The following is a 15,749-nucleotide window of genomic DNA, read 5'->3' as shown; positions in this document are numbered from 1 at the left end:
CGCTTTGCGGTCCTTTTTGCGATCTCATGACAAGCGCAAAGGCGTACGACACTGACGGCGGATGGTCGCAGATCCTTTTTCTAATTTTGGGAGAATCCCGTCAGTCTTTTTTCATGTGGAAAACCTCCACACGATTCCTGCCTTGGTCTTTGGCCTGCTGCAAGGCCACTTCCGCTTGTTTGAAAAGCTGCTCGAACGGCGTGTCGCATTCCCCTATACAGAGACCGATAGAGGCAGTGACGCGCACTTCCGGATCGCCATCGGCGGAACCGGTGAAAACCATGGCGGCAATTGATTCGATGAGGCGTGCGGCGATCTGTATGCCGACTTCATCATTAGCCTGACTGAGGAAAATCGCGAACTCTTCGCCGGCGATACGTCCGAACACATCGTATTCACGCAACGCGTCCCGTGTCATCTCCGCGATGCGGCGCAATATTTCGTCCCCCACCGGGTAGCCATGGCTGTCGTTGACCTTTTTGAAATGGTCCATGTCGAGCAGCATCAGCGTCATGGGCGCGCCGGTGCGCCAGCAGCGATTCGCCTCCGCCTCCGCCGCCTCGAAAAAACCGCGATAGTTGGCGACATGGGTCAGTTCGTCCGTCATCGCCATATGGCGTAACTTCTGGTTGGCGTGATTGATGCGGCCTTCCAATTGTTTCTGTGCAGTGAGGTCGCGGGCGCGCACCAGCATCCGGCCTTGTTTGTCGATCTGCTCCGAGAACAAGAACCAGCGCCCGCCGCTGATCTCCACCTCATAGCTGCGAAATTGCCGCGTGCGGCGTAATTCCTCAGCGTACCGCAGCCAGCCTTCAAGATCGTCGGACTCAATGTGAATGCCTTGCCGGGTGTTGTAGCAACGCTCGGCCAGACGGCGAAAGCTGAAACCGGCGAGAAAGTCGCTCTCAGCATTGAAAAGCCGGGCGAAAGCGGCATTGCAGTAAACTAGAAGGTCCTGATCGTTGAAGAGGGCGTAAGCTTCATCGCTGCTTTCTATAAAAGCGAACAGCGTATGCTCCAGATCGTTGACTTCGCTGGACATGAATAAAGGCTCCACGGCGGGTGCAAAAATAAATAGTAATAATAAGGCATTACGCGCATTACGCCGCTTACCCCGATGGCGGCGTAATGCGGCGCCACAAAATGACGCTTATTAATTAAGTAGCATACTTTTCAGGATAATTCCGCCGCAGGACGCGGCGGAGCAGGTTCAGCCCAGTTTGTATTCGATCTCGGCGGAGACGCTGGGGGCGTTGGATCGACTGCCCAGCGTCACCATTGTGCGATTGTCGAAAGCGTGGGTCCATAATGATAAGTCATTGGGCACGTAGACGGGACGGGTGAACTTAAAGGACGCCTGGCGAATTTCCCGCTCACTTTGATTGCTCAGATAGCCCATGATTTTTCCAACCGAATACATGCCATGCACAATCGGACGCTTCATGCCGCACAGGCGCGCGCTCCACTGGTACAGGTGGATCGGATTGAAGTCGCCGGACAACCGCGCATAACGACGAATATCGGCGCTGCCGAAATAGAAAGTTGTCTCCGGGGCTGCGTCGGAAAACGGCGTGCGCGGTCCGTTACGGGTGGGACGATGATTGCCGGGACGCTTGCTGAGGTAATGGTTGACCATTTCCACCGCTACCTGGCCGCGGGTCCAGATTTCCGTGGTGATGGTGAAGCTTTGCCCATGTGCGCATTCTTCCTGCCCGGATAAATAAGCGCGTACAGTCAATCGGTCCTGGGCGTTTATCGGAAAGCGTTGAATGAATTTGACGCCCAGATGCACCAAGCCCAACAGTTTGAGCGGAAACTCCGGTCGGGTCAGCAGGGTCAACTGGGGTTTTTGGGTAAAAACATACAGAAACGGCAGGGGCGCGCGTTCAGTTTGGCGGTATTGCGGACTAAACTCAAAGAAACGCAGATATTTTTCCAGGTGGCTGCGACAAAGAGTGATATCGAAAACCTCAACGCATAACTCGGGCAGGTGAGTGTAGGTCAGCTCCCGCTTTAGCAATGTCTTGGCGTAAAGCGTCAGCAGGTCAGGGAGTTGGGGTTCGGTGTAGCTTACTACGTGCATAATATTCTCTTCTCGCCGCCGGGCCGGTGGTCGAATGCGAGCATTCGTGACATTCCGGTTGTCTGTTGTAAATATGTAACCATTTGTAAAGTTGCTATATAAATAGATTAAAAAAGAATCAGCTACAATAGGCTTTTGGGTTGGTGGGGTCGGCCGAAAGGATGATAAGACGCTATTATCATTGCGGAGGAAAGGCCAAATGAGACTGTCAGTATGGGTGCTTAGTGGGCTGCTCACGCTGCTGGTGACGTATTCGTCAGCGGCGGAGATTTCGCTCGTGCTGGCGTCACAGGAGGATTTCAAGCCGTACGAATGGCGTGATGGCGACCAGGTCAAAGGACTGGACGTGGATATTGTCCGGGAAATGGGGCGCCGTCTGGGCTGGAAGATCGAAATCAAGCTATATCCCTGGAAAAGAGTGCTGCATGAGATCGCGGCGGGGTCCGTTGATGGCGGCTTTTCCGCCTTTCGCACACGGGAGCGGGAAGAGTATGCGATTTTTCTCGATCCCCCCGTGCATCTGAGCACCTATTGCGTGTTTGTTAACCCGGAGCGGCCTATCGTTTTTTACAGTCTGGAGGATTTAGACGGCAAGGTACTGGGCAAAAATCTGGGCTTTTCCATCAATTCGGAGTTCGATCATGCGCAAAAACGGGGACGCTTCGAGGTGGTCGAGAAGAGCATGAGCCATAACCTGCGTCTGCTTGCCGCGCAGCGCATTGACGCCGTGATTGGCAATGAGTTGGAAGTGGATTACATGGCGCGGGAACTGGGGCTGGAAGGGAAAATAGTGGCGTTGCCGACGAAAGTATCCCTGGATATCCCCGCCCATCTGATTATTTCCCGAAAGTCGCCGTTGGCCAAAGACCCGGAAATACTGCGGCAAATGGAAGACACTTTACAGCGTATGCTGGAAGACGGCGCTTACGCCGCTTTTCTGAAGAAGTACCAATAATCCTGGAATCATGTCGCCTGGCGTTCATTCCGGCTTACGGATTTGTTTCTTCCTGTGACCATGGCGGCGTGGGGAAAAAGATCGGAAGCGCGCGTAGGGCGTCCCTACAAAAACCCCATAAGACTCTGATCGCAATCGCGCCCCCGGCGTAATAACCGACCCATTCGCGCCAGGAACTTCCGTCCTCCAGTATCCACAGATTAAGAATGCACGCTGTGGCTAACGTCCAGTGAAATAAGCGGACCAGAGGGTCCCAGACACGAATGGTTTGCATGGGAGACTCCTTGATCCTGCCAGGCGGACTTTGGTTCCGTAGCGCAGGTCGGGGCGGCGAACGCAGAGGCCGCGGATAGACTCAGGGCGGCGGCTAGTGTGGCGGCTAGGGTGGCGTGAGTAAGGCGATTGAGGTTGATTTCATGAATCTGTTCCTTGTGTGAATGTCTTGTTTAACGACAAGGAGCAGATTAAGGGGCGAAGCTTAAGGTAGGCTTAAGTCAAATCCCGATGAAGAAAATATTTTCGCCGGGATTAGCGCGGTAGCGACAAGCCCATGATTGTCACGCTGTAGAGCGCATTATCCATTTCCGCTACGTTGGGCAGCTCTCCCCAGCATTGGAAGCCGTGCTTGCGAAACAAGGCGAGACTGGGCGCATTGTGGGAGAAAATCACCCCGACAAGCGCCGTCACGCCAAGCCGCGGCGCTAACGCTATCGCGTGACCTAACAGGCGGGCGCCCAGCCCTTTGCCTCGCTGCTCAGGCGCCAGATAGATGCTCAACTCTGCGGTGTGCCGATATGCTGGACGAGAATGATAGGGTTCGAAGCTGATCCAGCCCAGGATATGGTCCGCTTGTTCCGCCACTAACAAGGGGCGTTCATCGGTATGCCGCAAAAACCAGTCCCGGCGACTCGCTGCGCTCACTTTTTCCGTATCCGCCGTGACTTGCCTCGACGCGACCGTGGAATTATAGATATCGACAACGGCTTGCAGGTCTGCCTCTTGGGCGGGACGTAACTGGAAATCCTCAAAGACGGCGTTAAGCATGTGATGTCCTTAACCATGAGAGTTGTGAAACGCTCAGCCGTTATAGCGTAAAACTTTATTATCGAAAAGCCCGCTGGCAAACCCTGTCAGCGCGGGGTAAAAACGCTATATTATTCAACCCGATGCGTTAGACGCCATCAGGCGCGACGTTTTACCCACAGTCCTTGCAGTCAGGGATATTTCGACTATGTACATGCCTGCTTCATTCAAGGTGGAGGACCGCTCCGCCATGTTGGATTTTATTGACCGTTGGAGTTTTGGCGTTTTGATGACGCTGAAGGCTGGAGTGCTGGAGGTCAATCAAGTTCCTTTTATACTGGATCGAGAGAATAACCGTTTGTACGGGCATCTGGCCCGCCAGAACGACCAATGGAAAGAGCTGGACGGCGCCGATGAAACTCGAGTGCTGTTTCAGGGACCTCATGCGTATGTGTCGCCGGACTGGTATGAAAGCGCAGGAATGGTCCCTACCTGGAACTTTATGAGCGTGGAAGTGCGGGGACGCTCAGAATTATTGCCCCCTGAACGCCTGCCCTGGCTGTTGGAGCAGTTGAGCGACAAACACGAAGCCGCCTTCGATGAACCCTGGAAAATGAGCAAAGTTCCTCCCGCCAGACTGGAGGCGATGATGAAAGCCATTGTTGGCTTCAGCATTGATATCGAAACCTTGAACGGCAAGTTCAAACTCAGCCAGAATCGTAATCCGCAGGACCGGGCTGGCGTGATTGCGGGGCTGTTGACGCAGCCGGACGAGAACTCCCGGTTAATCGCGCAGCGGATGCAGTTGCTGCAGAAAGACTAACGACAATCAGAGGCGATAACATGGACTACGCGGCGGCCAGACAGACGCTTTTAAGTAAACCTGAAGCCATTGAAGATTTTCCGTTCGGGCCCGAGGTGGCGGTGTTCAAGGTCAGGGGAAAAATGTTCGCGACCCTTGGCGTGGAAGACGGCGAAGGGCGCATGAACCTGAAGTGCGATCCCGTAGAGGCGTTGGCGTTGCGGGATATCTTCCCCTCTGTAACGCCGGGTTATCACATGAATAAAAAGCACTGGAATACACTGGCGCTGGATGGCGGGGTGCCGCCTGGAGAAATCGAACGGATGATCGATAACTCCTACGCGCTGGTGGTCAAAGGCCTCACCAAGGCGGACCGGCTGGCCCTTGAGCTGCGCTACGGCAGGGAAACCCTGTTCCCCGCCTGAGCGTTTTCGGCATTCAGAACCGGCAGTTGGACGGCAAGTAAGCCGGTTCAATATCCGTCTTGTTGGCGCCGATGGCCTCCATCCCCTCAACCGCGGGACTATGCCCGCACAGCCAGGTCATCGGGCTGGCGGGGCTGCCAGTCACAATGGCGGGACGGATGGTGAGATATTTGTCCTGCAGACTTGCATTCACCTTGTTGCCCAACTGAACATGAAAGGCGCCGTTCTCCAAGGTAATGTTCTGCACAAAGTTGCCTAATAACTTGTTGGGCGCAGGAATACCTGCGGCGGCGTTATCGGTCGGAAAATCGCCTTTGTATTTGTAATACTCTTTCACCTGATCTCGCAGTTCGCCCACGATAGTGACCGCCTCAGTGACTTGCGCCCGAGTGACGTAGACCTGATAACTGGGCAGGGCGATGGACGCCAGGATGCCAATGATGGCGACCACGATCATTAATTCGATGAGGGTGAAGCCGTTTTGCGCTGTGTTAGTCATAATTCTGCCTTTGATGAATAACGGTTAAAAAGCGGAGCCTAAGCCGAATAACGGGAGGTAGACGGCGATGATGGCCGCTCCCACCACTATGGTGACCAGGGTGCTGACGCCTGCGACGAATTTGGTTTTGAAGGAAGCCAGCGCCGCAGAGTACGCGACATTGAGACGCTCGAACTGATACGCCAACTCCTGTTCCAGCGCGTCAGTTTTCAGGGCGATCATCAGATCCAGGTATTCCGGCTGCGAGAACTTCTCTTCCGGGCTGGCGCTGGAACAGAGCTGCAATGCTTCACGTAAGGAGGTTTCCGCATCCAGACCGGAGCGGTTAAGCAGGTAGGCGTTGGCGAGCCAGATATAACGCAGATGGGCTTTGGCGATAGAGGACAAGCCTGGGAGGCGTTGCATGAAGTCCGGCATGGGCCTCAACCGTCGAATACAATCGACCGTCTTGAACCCAATCCAAAATAGCGGAATCAAACCGATCAAGACGAAGATCCAAACCGACTGAAAAGTCTCCATGCCGGATATCAGAGTCAGCGTAAATGCTGGCAGTTCCATGTTCATTTCACTGTAGAACGCCTGAAATCCAGGTAACACCTTGATGAGCAGGACGCTGAAAACAATGATGGCGACCATTAACAGGGCGAAGACGTAGCCAAGCAGACTTTGCACTCCGTCCCAGACGCCCCGCCAGGAGACTTCCATGGCGTGAGAGTGGGAGATATAACGTTCCAGAAAGCCGGATAGCGAGCCGCCTTTGGCGCGCACAATGGCGGCGAGTCGACTTAAGTCGTAGAAGGGACTGTCCTGATAAGGCGTCGCATGTAAGCTGACGTCACCCTGTAATACTTTTTTCAGTTGCTCAACCTGAGGCTGTGCGTGAGCCGGCAGGAGAGGCTCCAGTCTGGCCAGCGCCTGTTCCAGAGAAAGCCCCTGTTGAACCTGATGGTTCAAATGTCGCAACAATTGGCTCAGATTCGAGTTTGGCGAAGAAATAAGGATCACGATTTAACCTCTACAGATATAGGGGAGTTGCTCCGGAGGCAGCGAGCTTTTGTCGTCGCCGTAGACTTTGCGTGGACCCGAGTGCGCTGATGCGCATGTCCAGCCCAGGGTGCGCAATGCGCCATCAGGATTGCTGACGACCGGTCGAAAGCTGATGGTCCTTGGCGCTTCTCCCGCGCGAGGGGAAAGGGTGAAGTGCAAGGCGCCGTTTGGATCTAGTTCAATATGCTGGAAATAAGTCGGCTCGACATTACTCAAAGCGTGCAGCCCTTCTCTGTCAGGCCAGACGCCGGAGTAAGCGTACGCTTCCGCTATGTCCAGTCTGGTCCCCTCCAATAAGCCAAAAGCTTCGGTCAGGCGGGATTTGATGATCCCGTTACGTCCGGCGTTCAATGCAAACGTCAAAGCGATACAAACAACGGCGATGCAGGTGAGTATCTCCAGCCAACGAAAGCTTTCGGCAGTCTGAAAAGAGGGTTTTAAAGCGAGGGGCGCGCCTCCAGATTGCGGCGGCGGGCTGACTTCGAGTGCAGAGACGCCGGCGCTCGACTGGGCTGGAACAGCTATGAACTGCTGATTGATCCACCGCGCCCGCCAGTTCAAATAGGTCAGAAAAGGAAAGGCGGACAGAATAAACAAAGGATGCAATGCTTGCGCGAGAGTAGAGGCCGCTATCACGGCTGCAATGTAAAGCGCGCTGGACCATGGACCTAGTAGAGGGTCAGAACGGCCCGCCAAGGAGGAACTGCGTGCGAGATTGCCAATCAGAGAAGGAATGAAAAAGTAAAACAACAGGCCACGCAGCGGCGGCCAGATGGGATCTCCAGATATTAGCCGATACTTGCGCCAATTCATGTAATGCCAGAACAGTTCGTACACGCCCAGCGTTAACACATACAAAAGACAGTGCAACCACATAGGCGGCGCAAAATAGGGCGTCAGTTTTTCTTTGAAAAAGCGGCGGCGTTCAGGCAAAGCCAATCCTTAATGCGAAAAAGAAAATTATTAGCAGTTTAGCTGATTTGCATCCTGGATTACTTTGGATTCAGGTAATTACCCGTTTATTTTTGGGATGACAATGAGGTTGGGCAAAATTCGCCTGTTAGGTCGCCATGAAAATCTTGGATATGTGAAGGTTGACGTTAGGGACATCAGTGTGGTTTCGCTGTATTGACTGCGTCGGTTTACTGTTTAGAATGGCCGCCTTTTGGGAATTCTCATGGATTTGAATCTAATCATTGGCGTCTTGATCGAGAGTGCTTGCCTGTTCGCCGCGGCCAAACTGCTGAAAGTCTCGCTGGCGTTTATTGAAGCGTTCTTGATCGTTCTTACGGCGGCTTTGATTGTACACTTTGTCTATGGTCTTCTTGGCTTTCTTCTCGCGCTGGGGTTTTATTTGGTGGCGTTGAAGTTAATCACCAAAGCGGATGCCTATTCAGAGATTTTTATTCTTACCATCATCGGCGTGGGCGTCCAAGCGCTACTGAAAAAGTTCTTATTCGCCGTCATTCTTGCCTGATTTCATCCAGTTTGCCTGCGGCTTTGCTGCATCGCCTTTACGCTACATCTAGTATTTACTTTTAATATCTAAAACCATATATTGTGCTCCAGCTATGGTTCACGCCTGTTCACAGGTTGTGCTAAGAGGGAATCCGGTGAGAGTCCGGTACTGACGCGCAGCGGTGTGGGGGAACGAAAGCGACGCGGGTGAAAACGCCCACGCACTGTCCTGAAAGTGGATGGGAAGCGGTCGCCGTAGGTTCTAAAAAACGTGTAAACGCCCCCGAGTCCGAAGACCTGCCATGCTGAAGTTTTCATGCCTTCGCGACTCAGGGTAATGATAAAGCGCCGCTCTAAGCGAGGCGATTTTCGTCCTGTCTGTGCGTCGCTTTATGTCCCGGTTCGCGGAGGTTCGGCCAGAACACGCGATAGAGGACAATCCCATGACCGGCAGTTTTTCGTCCCCCAGTGAGGCGCGCGCCTCCAGCTCCCCATCTGTTTCATCCGAGTCACACACTCATAACGCCCTGCTGCAGGTGATCAAACGCACCGGTCAGGCTGCGCCGTTTGACGACCGCAAAATCGCTATGGCGGTGACCAAGGCGTTTTTGGCGGTGGAAGGACAGTCCGCGTCCGGCTCGCCCCGTGTGCGGGATTCCGTAGAAAAACTGGTTAAAGATATCGTGGCGCGTCTGCGTCGCCGCAGCCCGGAAGGCGGTTCGGTGCACATCGAGGAAATCCAGGATCTGGTGGAATTGGGCCTGATGCGCGGGGGCTTTCATAAAGTGGCCCGCGCCTATGTGCTGTATCGTGAAGAGCATGCCCGTCAGCGCGCGCCGGCGCCAAGCGAACAGTCAGGGGAGACGCATCCCGATATCAATGTGAAATTCGCTGATGGCTCGGAAGCGCCTTTGAACATGGGACGTCTACGTACAGTGATCAGCGATGCCTGCGCGGACCTGGACGGCGTCAGTGAGGAAAAAGTGCTGCAGGGCGCACTGAAAAACCTGTACAACGGCGTCAAGCATAAAGACGTCAACGCTGCCTTGGTCATGGCGGCGCGTCCGCTGATCGAAGAAGAACCCAACTACTCCTATGTGTGCGCCCGCTTGTTGCTGGATGGTCTGCGCGAAGAGTCTCTGAGCTATCTGAACATCGCAGCGTCCGCGACCGAGGGCGAAATGGCGGAGCTTTATCCCACCGCATTCCGCGCGATTGTTGAGCGCTGCGTAGAGCATGAATTGCTGTCGCCAGAACTGCTGAAATTCGATCTGGAGCGTCTGGGCGCCGCGCTTAAGCCGGAACGTGATCGTCAGCTCACCTACCTGGGATTACAGACCCTTTATGACCGCTACTTTATTCACTGGCGCGAAACCCGTCTGGAACTGCCGCAGGCGTTTTTCATGCGCGTCGCCATGGGATTGTCGGTGCAGGAAGACGATCCCAATGCCCGTGCGATTGAGTTCTATGATCTGTTGTCCTCTTTTGATTACATGTGCTCTACGCCGACCCTGTTTAATGCGGGAACCAATCGTCCGCAGTTGTCGTCCTGCTACCTCACCACAGTGCCGGACGATCTGGAAGGCATCTACGGCGCGATCAAGGATAATGCGCTGCTGTCCAAATGGGCGGGCGGTCTGGGCAACGACTGGACGCCAGTGCGCTCTCTGGGCTCCCATATCAAAGGCACTAACGGTAAGTCTCAGGGCGTAGTGCCGTTTCTGAAAGTCGTGAACGACACGGCGGTGGCGGTGAACCAGGGCGGCAAGCGTAAAGGCGCGGTGTGCGCTTATCTGGAGTCCTGGCACCTGGATATCGAAGAGTTCCTGGAGCTGCGTAAGAACACCGGCGACGAGCGCCGCCGCACCCATGACATGAACTCCGCTAACTGGATTCCTGACCTGTTCATGAAGCGGGTATTCGAGGACAAAGAGTGGACCCTGTTCTCACCCAGCGATGCGCCGGATCTGCATGATTTGTACGGCTCTGCTTTTGAAGCGCGCTATACCCATTACGAATCCCTTGTGGAAAGCGGCGCCATCACCCTGTTCAAGAAAGTGCCTGCGCAGAATCTGTGGCGCAAGATGCTCTCCATGTTGTTCGAAACCGGTCATCCCTGGGTGACCTTCAAAGACCCCTGCAACCTGCGTTCGCCGCAGCAACACGTTGGCGTGGTGCACTCCTCGAACCTGTGTACGGAGATCACACTGAACACCAGCCAGGACGAAATCGCGGTGTGCAACCTGGGCTCGGTCAACCTGGTCAACCACATTCGCAATGGCGAAATCGATCACGATCGTTTGCGCAACACGGTTTATACCGCAGTGCGCATGCTGGATAACGTTATCGACATTAACTATTACGCAGTGCCCCAGGCGCGCAACGCCAACCTGCGTCATCGTCCGGTGGGCATGGGCCTGATGGGCTTTCAGGATGCGCTGTACAAGCTTGGCCTGCCTTACAGCAGCGTAGAAGCGGTGCGTTTCGCTGATCAGTCCATGGAGCTGATCAGTTATTTTGCGATTACCGCTTCTTCCAATCTGGCCAAAGAGCGCGGCCGCTATGAAACCTACGAAGGTTCCTTGTGGGATCAGGGCGTCCTGCCTATCGATTCTCTGGATCGTCTGGAGCAGGAACGCGGCGCGGAATTCTGTACGCTGGATCGCGGTCACAGTCTGGACTGGGCGCCGGTGCGCGAGCTGGTGAAAAAGCAGGGCATGCGTAACTCCAACGTGATGGCGATCGCGCCCACGGCGACGATTTCCAACATTGTCGGCGTATCCCAGTCCATTGAACCGACTTATCAGAACCTGTTCGTCAAATCCAACCTGTCCGGCGAGTTCACCGTGATCAACCCCTGGTTGGTGCAGGAATTGAAAGCGCGGGATTTGTGGGATTCCGTCATGGTCAACGACCTCAAGTACTTCGATGGTTCCGTCGCGCAGATCGATCGTATTCCAGAAGACGTGAAGCAGCTGTTCCTGACCGCGTTTGAGATCGATCCTCGCTGGTTGGTGGAAGCGGCCTCCCGTCGCCAGAAATGGATTGATCAGGGGCAGAGCCTCAACCTGTACATGGCGGAGCCTTCCGGTAAAAAGCTGGACAACCTGTACAAACTGGCCTGGTCCCGAGGACTGAAAACCACTTATTACCTGCGCTCTCTCGGCGCCACGCAAATGGAGAAAATTTCTTCCGGCGCGTCCCAGAGCGACAACGCCAAACCTGATGTTGACGACACTGAGAATCAGGAACCGCAACCGAAGTTCTGCTCGATTCTCGACCCGGACTGCGAAGCCTGTCAGTAAGCGACGATAACAACCAGGAGCTATGACCATGAATACCGAACTGATGAAGCAGACTGCGACCCTGTCGGACTGGGACGATCCTCTGGCGGTGGCGATTCCTGCTGTGTCCACATCCTCTGCTGTTTCTCCGCAGTCACCCGTTTCCACCTCTCCCGCTGCGGCCCCCGCCGCCGGGGGAGCCCCTGACAGCGCGGCCAAGCCCGCTCCCGTGGCGGAGCCGGTTCCAGAGGAAGTTCCGCAGAAACTGGACCCGGTCAACCCTGACGACAAGCGGGTGGTGAACGGCATGACTGACATCAACCAGCTGGCGCCGTTCAAGTATCCCTGGGCGTGGGAATTTTTCCTCAACGCCAACAAGAACCATTGGACGCCGCTGGATATCAACATGTCCCAGGACGTGTACGACTATCACCACAAGCTGACCTTGGAAGAGAAGCATGTGTATGAAAACGTGCTGGCGTACCTGACCACGTCCGACATTCTGGCCATGCGCAATATCGGTCTGGCGGTGATGGAGAAAATGAGCGCGCCGGAATTACAAATCTATCAGGCGCGGCAGGTGTACGAAGAATCTCTGCATACCTGGACTTATCAGCACTGTATCGAAACTATCGGTCTGGACCAGAGCGAGATCTATAACCGTTACCGCGTCACGCCAGCGATCTATCGCAAGATCAAGATGGGCAACGAGCGCATCAGCGCGTTGCTGCGTCCGGATATTAATCTGCGTAACCGGGACGACCTGGAAACCTTCGTGATGGCGTATATTTTCTTCGCCGGTATTTTCGAAGGCTGCTGGTTCTATAACGGTTTCAGTCCCATCTTCGCCTTGCAGCGTCGCGGTCTGATGAAAGGCACTGGCGAACAGCTGCAATACATCATGCGCGATGAAGTCATGCACTGCGCCTTCGGTATCCGCGTGGTGAAACAGATCATCAAGGAAGAAGGCGTCACCCTTGATCCCAAAGCGATCAAAACGCTGTGGGAAGAAGCCGAAGCAGCGGAGACTGGCTACGCCCATTTCCTGCTGAAAGAACCGATCCTGGGCTATACCGCAGAAGACCACATCGAACAGTTCCGCTTCATCGCCAACCGCCGCGCCAAGCAGCTGAAATTGGACGAGCCATTCCCCGGCGCGGGCAACGCACTGCCCTGGCTGGACGAACAGGCCAGCATGCGCAAAGAGAAAAATTTCTTTGAGACTCGCGTAACGGAGTACCAGACTGGGGCGTCGTTGCAGTGGTGAGTGTGAGCATCAAGCGTACGACGACAGCTACCCTTGCAGTCCCCGTTGCGTTTGTTGAATAAGGGGCAGCCTCGTCAACTTGGCGAGGCTAAAACTCTCGTTACTGGTATTTTTTTCACTGTTTAGATATTTAATGATTCTCGATGTGAAAGGTAGTCTTCAGAATCCAAGTGGAAAGTTCCTCAACTGGATACACTTTGCCTCAGCGACATTGGGCCGAGCGCAGAAACAGCCGCTACAAGCGGCTTTTAAGCTTCTTCAGAAGTGAGAGTCAGGGAGTTCCCGTCGACTCATCATCTTCCCAGAAATAGGGTAATTGCATAATGACATCATGCAGGGGGATAAAGCCTCTCACCTTGTCATCCGGCGCAATATTAGTCCAACCTTCAACAGGGCTCCAATAAGATGCGCTACTGGATGCGATACTGAATGTTTCCACCGCAATAATGTACACGCCTTGCTCTTTGGGGGTATCCCCCTTGGTCCACTTAATGTCTTTTAGCATTACCATTTCATCCTGAACTCTTCTGCTTCGAGTGCATAATTCCATAAGATAGTGTGTTCGTTTTCCATAAAATCATGCGCATTTTCCCACACTATCCCAATGAGCAGGTAGTGATCATCGAATATAGCTCCGCTGCAATAGAATAACATTGTATCGCTGTGACGATAATCCTGAGACTTCAAATAAAGCTTATTTAGCTTAAATGTCTTTTCATCTAGGATATGGAGGTGTTTCATTTTCTCTTGTAGGGCGAGACGGGGGCGATCAGTGACTTTATCTCGGCCGAACAGTTTTCCAGGATCTCCTGTTGTCTTATATTCTATAAATGCATCAGCTACGCGCTTGAATGCTGGGTTATTTTGCTCATTTTTTAGAAATCGTGACAGATGAATTTGAACTGACATATTCTACAAAAGTCCCTTTCGGAATTCGTTTAGCATCTTCGCTCCCCCTTTTCATGGCTTTCTTCAGCTCTTCTTTCTCGTTAGCTGTAAGTGGCCTATCTACACTGGAGTTTTTGCTCTTACTCATTGGACCTCTCCCCATTATTAAACTTCACAGAAAAGTTATTCTACAAATATTAAACCGGCCAGAAAATAGCCAAAATGACATACACACTGTAATCGGGGCGCCTATACAGCAGGGAAATCGCGCTTCGTATATTGTAGGAGATTTTATATCTTTTCTGCCTGATTAATGCTTTTATTTACAATGAACTTTATTTCCATTTATCTATACGTCCTTTTTTCTTTAGCTCTTCTATATCTTTCATTGCGTTTTCTGATATGTCTACCAGATCTTCTTTGGTAATACCGAGGCTGCTCTCTTCTGGCGATATAAGCTTTGTGCTGCCTCTCTGGCTATATTCTATATACTCCATCATTTCTTCAAATAAGTATGGTGAAACGGCATAGAATAGAACGTCATTATTGTCATCAACAACAGCGACAGGTTCCGCATCCGCCTCTTCTAAAAGCGTTGCGAACTTTTCTTTGAAGTCCTCTAACGAAGAGGTAAATGTTGATAATATTTCTTTGCTCATACAGTTTTACATTATCTCTTTAAAACTCTTATATAAGACATTGATCTTCATCTCAGGGGCGCTATGGCAACCATTATATCATCAGCTTGCTTATCGGCTATCGGCCTTTGTCCCTAACAGGGCTCAGTATGGGGCTCCAGAAATCGCTATGTTCATTGAGTATTGCGAATGTATCCACCAGGCTTATTGAATCCAGTTCATCCAAATTTTCTTGGCTCAAACGGTATGGTTTCAAGAGGCCTAAAAGGCTGTGATTTTGAAAGGAACTCCGCGCTTTATTCGCGTAGTGTCGAGGAGCGCTTTTTATGCCAACTTCTTGAATCGTACTTTTATGTGCTGCGTCATGCTGTTTTCCGCTTTTTAACAAGTATGGAGTATTGTGCAAAGAGTTAAGAGAATCTTGCTAACCCTCTGGTCACTGCAGCCTGCATTCTGGTACTCGCTTTCTACAGTCAATTACATCTTGGAGGTTGAGCATGTCTGATAGAAAAAACAAAACCTGGTTTATTACCGGGACTTCTCGCGGGTTGGGATATGAGATTGCTGTCGCGGCGTTGGCGGCGGGGGAAAATGTGGTGGCGACCGGGCGTAACCTGGATGCGCTGCGTAAGGTATATAAGCCTGATGAGCGTTTATTGCTGCTGGCGCTGGATGTATGCAGTCATTCCCAGGCGGAGGATTGTGCGAAACAGGCGGCGGCGCATTTTGGCGGCGTCGATATCCTGGTGAATAACGCTGGATATGGTCAGTTGGGCGTCTTTGAGGAGGTGGCGGCTGACAAAATTTCCGCTCAGTTTGAGACCAATGTATTTGGATTGATGGGCGTTACCCGTGCAATATTGCCCTACATGCGGGAACAGCGTCAGGGACGTATATTCAACATTTCCTCAATCGGAGGAGCGATAGGCTTTGAGGGCGCCTCAGCGTATTGCGCCACCAAGTTCGCGGTGGAAGGATTTTCTGAATGTCTGGCTGCGGAGGTGAAACAGTTCGGCATTGGCGTCACCATTGTTCAACCCGGCTTTTTCCGTACGGATTTCCTGGACGACAGCTCGATCAGTTATGGTGACCTGAGAGTGAGCGACTACGAACAGTATTCCTCCGCTGTTTTGGGAGGCTACCGGAGCCGTAACCATCAGCAGGCGGGCGATCCGGCCAAGCTGGGCGAGGCGCTGGTGAAGCTGTCTCGAGAGGAAAACTGTCCATTAAGGTTCGCTGCGGGCTCTGACGCAGTTCAGTACCTCGGCGCTGCATACAGCGCACGGCAGGAAGAAGTGGATAAGTGGGCGTCGTTATCGGTAACGACAGATATACAGGAATAACTGACGCGTAAGCGCGCAGATAAAACGGGATGCTGGG

17 protein-coding genes and 1 riboswitch are annotated in these 15,749 nt (G+C 53.0%); of the genes, 7 read left to right on the top strand and 10 right to left on the bottom strand.

Annotated features, from left to right (window positions below; translation table 11 throughout):
• Positions 1–100: 100 nt before the first annotated feature.
• Positions 101–1,042 (bottom strand): GGDEF domain-containing protein, encoded by a 942-nt coding sequence (locus tag HCH_RS31320; RefSeq protein WP_011400606.1) that lies wholly within the window; start codon positions 1,040–1,042, stop codon positions 101–103.
• Between the two features lie 168 nt (positions 1,043–1,210).
• Positions 1,211–2,083 carry a MaoC family dehydratase gene (locus tag HCH_RS32885; RefSeq protein ID WP_011400605.1) on the bottom strand — a complete coding sequence of 291 codons (873 nt, stop codon included), beginning with the start codon at positions 2,081–2,083 and terminating at the stop codon, positions 1,211–1,213.
• Positions 2,084–2,282: 199 nt separating this feature from the next.
• Here HCH_RS32885 and HCH_RS31310 point away from each other — a divergent pair, with 199 nt between their 5' ends.
• Positions 2,283–3,038, top strand: coding sequence for a substrate-binding periplasmic protein (locus tag HCH_RS31310; protein WP_011400604.1), 756 nt, complete (start codon positions 2,283–2,285; stop codon positions 3,036–3,038).
• Positions 3,039–3,566: 528 nt separating this feature from the next.
• On the opposite strand, the gene HCH_RS31300 is transcribed toward HCH_RS31310, so the two are convergent.
• Positions 3,567–4,082: a GNAT family N-acetyltransferase gene (locus tag HCH_RS31300; RefSeq protein ID WP_011400603.1), complete on the bottom strand. Its 516-nt coding sequence runs from the start codon at positions 4,080–4,082 to the stop codon at positions 3,567–3,569.
• 187 nt (positions 4,083–4,269) lie between these two features.
• Between HCH_RS31300 and HCH_RS31295 the strand changes: the two genes are divergently transcribed.
• Together HCH_RS31295 and HCH_RS31290 are read left to right on the top strand one after the other, a co-directional pair.
• On the top strand, positions 4,270–4,884 hold the full coding sequence (locus HCH_RS31295) for an FMN-binding negative transcriptional regulator (RefSeq protein ID WP_011400602.1): 615 nt from the start codon (positions 4,270–4,272) through the stop codon (positions 4,882–4,884).
• A gap of 20 nt (positions 4,885–4,904) precedes the next feature.
• Entirely contained in the window at positions 4,905–5,288 is a 384-nt protein-coding gene (locus HCH_RS31290; RefSeq protein WP_011400601.1) for an MmcQ/YjbR family DNA-binding protein, read from the top strand.
• 13 nt (positions 5,289–5,301) lie between these two features.
• Here HCH_RS31290 and HCH_RS31285 read toward each other — a convergent pair whose 3' ends face one another.
• The 3 genes from HCH_RS31285 to HCH_RS31275 are packed head-to-tail and all read right to left on the bottom strand — an operon-like array spanning position 5,302 to position 7,767.
• Positions 5,302–5,787, bottom strand: a complete 486-nt coding sequence (locus HCH_RS31285; RefSeq protein WP_011400600.1) for a pilin — start codon at positions 5,785–5,787, stop codon at positions 5,302–5,304.
• 24 nt (positions 5,788–5,811) lie between these two features.
• On the bottom strand, positions 5,812–6,792 hold the full coding sequence (locus HCH_RS31280; RefSeq protein WP_011400599.1) for a type II secretion system F family protein: 981 nt from the start codon (positions 6,790–6,792) through the stop codon (positions 5,812–5,814).
• A gap of 3 nt (positions 6,793–6,795) precedes the next feature.
• The gene (locus HCH_RS31275; protein ID WP_011400598.1) at positions 6,796–7,767 is read right to left on the bottom strand and encodes a pilin; all 972 of its coding nucleotides are present in this window, start codon (positions 7,765–7,767) and stop codon (positions 6,796–6,798) included.
• Positions 7,768–8,011: 244 nt separating this feature from the next.
• Here HCH_RS31275 and HCH_RS31270 point away from each other — a divergent pair, with 244 nt between their 5' ends.
• The 3 genes from HCH_RS31270 (at position 8,012) to HCH_RS31260 (ending at position 12,843) form a co-directional block, all read left to right on the top strand.
• Positions 8,012–8,311 carry a hypothetical protein gene (locus HCH_RS31270; protein WP_011400597.1) on the top strand — a complete coding sequence of 100 codons (300 nt, stop codon included), beginning with the start codon at positions 8,012–8,014 and terminating at the stop codon, positions 8,309–8,311.
• Positions 8,312–8,389: 78 nt separating this feature from the next.
• A riboswitch (cobalamin riboswitch) is annotated at positions 8,390–8,612 on the top strand.
• A gap of 123 nt (positions 8,613–8,735) precedes the next feature.
• The gene (locus HCH_RS31265; RefSeq protein ID WP_011400596.1) at positions 8,736–11,597 is read left to right on the top strand and encodes a ribonucleoside-diphosphate reductase subunit alpha; all 2,862 of its coding nucleotides are present in this window, start codon (positions 8,736–8,738) and stop codon (positions 11,595–11,597) included.
• Positions 11,598–11,625: 28 nt separating this feature from the next.
• Complete coding sequence (locus HCH_RS31260; protein ID WP_011400595.1) at positions 11,626–12,843, top strand: ribonucleotide-diphosphate reductase subunit beta; 1,218 nt, start codon at positions 11,626–11,628, stop codon at positions 12,841–12,843.
• Positions 12,844–13,114: 271 nt separating this feature from the next.
• On the opposite strand, the gene HCH_RS31255 is transcribed toward HCH_RS31260, so the two are convergent.
• The 4 genes from HCH_RS31255 to HCH_RS31245 form a co-directional block, all read right to left on the bottom strand.
• A complete protein-coding gene (locus HCH_RS31255) occupies positions 13,115–13,348 on the bottom strand; it encodes a hypothetical protein (RefSeq protein WP_148212702.1) in 234 nt (77 codons plus the stop codon).
• A complete protein-coding gene (locus HCH_RS32880; protein ID WP_049781178.1) occupies positions 13,348–13,752 on the bottom strand; it encodes a type II toxin-antitoxin system YafO family toxin in 405 nt (134 codons plus the stop codon). The genes HCH_RS31255 and HCH_RS32880 overlap by 1 nt, the downstream gene beginning before the upstream one ends.
• Positions 13,712–13,879: a hypothetical protein gene (locus HCH_RS34345; protein ID WP_158305004.1), complete on the bottom strand. Its 168-nt coding sequence runs from the start codon at positions 13,877–13,879 to the stop codon at positions 13,712–13,714. Before HCH_RS34345 ends, HCH_RS32880 begins: the two co-directional genes overlap by 41 nt.
• Before the next feature lie 187 nt (positions 13,880–14,066).
• A complete protein-coding gene (locus HCH_RS31245; RefSeq protein WP_011400592.1) occupies positions 14,067–14,390 on the bottom strand; it encodes a hypothetical protein in 324 nt (107 codons plus the stop codon).
• 476 nt (positions 14,391–14,866) lie between these two features.
• Between HCH_RS31245 and HCH_RS31240 the strand changes: the two genes are divergently transcribed.
• Positions 14,867–15,712, top strand: a complete 846-nt coding sequence (locus tag HCH_RS31240) for an SDR family NAD(P)-dependent oxidoreductase (protein ID WP_011400591.1) — start codon at positions 14,867–14,869, stop codon at positions 15,710–15,712.
• Positions 15,713–15,749: the final 37 nt, after the last annotated feature.

Source organism: Hahella chejuensis KCTC 2396, assembly GCF_000012985.1.
GTDB lineage: Bacteria > Pseudomonadota > Gammaproteobacteria > Pseudomonadales > Oleiphilaceae > Hahella > Hahella chejuensis.
The sequence above is the reverse complement of the archived record's forward strand: the minus strand, read 5'-3'. Positions and strand labels throughout refer to the sequence as shown.

What these genes read in the sequence shown, in the direction of transcription:
- HCH_RS31320 (WP_011400606.1), bottom strand. Translation starts at nt 1,042, where the DNA reads ATGTCCAGCGAAGTCAACGATCTGGAGCATACGCTGTTCGCTTTTATA.
- HCH_RS32885 (WP_011400605.1), bottom strand. Translation starts at nt 2,083, where the DNA reads ATGCACGTAGTAAGCTACACCGAACCCCAACTCCCTGACCTGCTGACG.
- HCH_RS31310 (WP_011400604.1), top strand. Translation starts at nt 2,283, where the DNA reads ATGAGACTGTCAGTATGGGTGCTTAGTGGGCTGCTCACGCTGCTGGTG.
- HCH_RS31300 (WP_011400603.1), bottom strand. Translation starts at nt 4,082, where the DNA reads ATGCTTAACGCCGTCTTTGAGGATTTCCAGTTACGTCCCGCCCAAGAG.
- HCH_RS31295 (WP_011400602.1), top strand. Translation starts at nt 4,270, where the DNA reads ATGTACATGCCTGCTTCATTCAAGGTGGAGGACCGCTCCGCCATGTTG.
- HCH_RS31290 (WP_011400601.1), top strand. Translation starts at nt 4,905, where the DNA reads ATGGACTACGCGGCGGCCAGACAGACGCTTTTAAGTAAACCTGAAGCC.
- HCH_RS31285 (WP_011400600.1), bottom strand. Translation starts at nt 5,787, where the DNA reads ATGACTAACACAGCGCAAAACGGCTTCACCCTCATCGAATTAATGATC.
- HCH_RS31270 (WP_011400597.1), top strand. Translation starts at nt 8,012, where the DNA reads ATGGATTTGAATCTAATCATTGGCGTCTTGATCGAGAGTGCTTGCCTG.
- HCH_RS31265 (WP_011400596.1), top strand. Translation starts at nt 8,736, where the DNA reads ATGACCGGCAGTTTTTCGTCCCCCAGTGAGGCGCGCGCCTCCAGCTCC.
- HCH_RS31260 (WP_011400595.1), top strand. Translation starts at nt 11,626, where the DNA reads ATGAATACCGAACTGATGAAGCAGACTGCGACCCTGTCGGACTGGGAC.
- HCH_RS31255 (WP_148212702.1), bottom strand. Translation starts at nt 13,348, where the DNA reads ATGCTAAAAGACATTAAGTGGACCAAGGGGGATACCCCCAAAGAGCAA.
- HCH_RS32880 (WP_049781178.1), bottom strand. Translation starts at nt 13,752, where the DNA reads ATGTCAGTTCAAATTCATCTGTCACGATTTCTAAAAAATGAGCAAAAT.
- HCH_RS34345 (WP_158305004.1), bottom strand. Translation starts at nt 13,879, where the DNA reads ATGAGTAAGAGCAAAAACTCCAGTGTAGATAGGCCACTTACAGCTAAC.
- HCH_RS31245 (WP_011400592.1), bottom strand. Translation starts at nt 14,390, where the DNA reads ATGAGCAAAGAAATATTATCAACATTTACCTCTTCGTTAGAGGACTTC.
- HCH_RS31240 (WP_011400591.1), top strand. Translation starts at nt 14,867, where the DNA reads ATGTCTGATAGAAAAAACAAAACCTGGTTTATTACCGGGACTTCTCGC.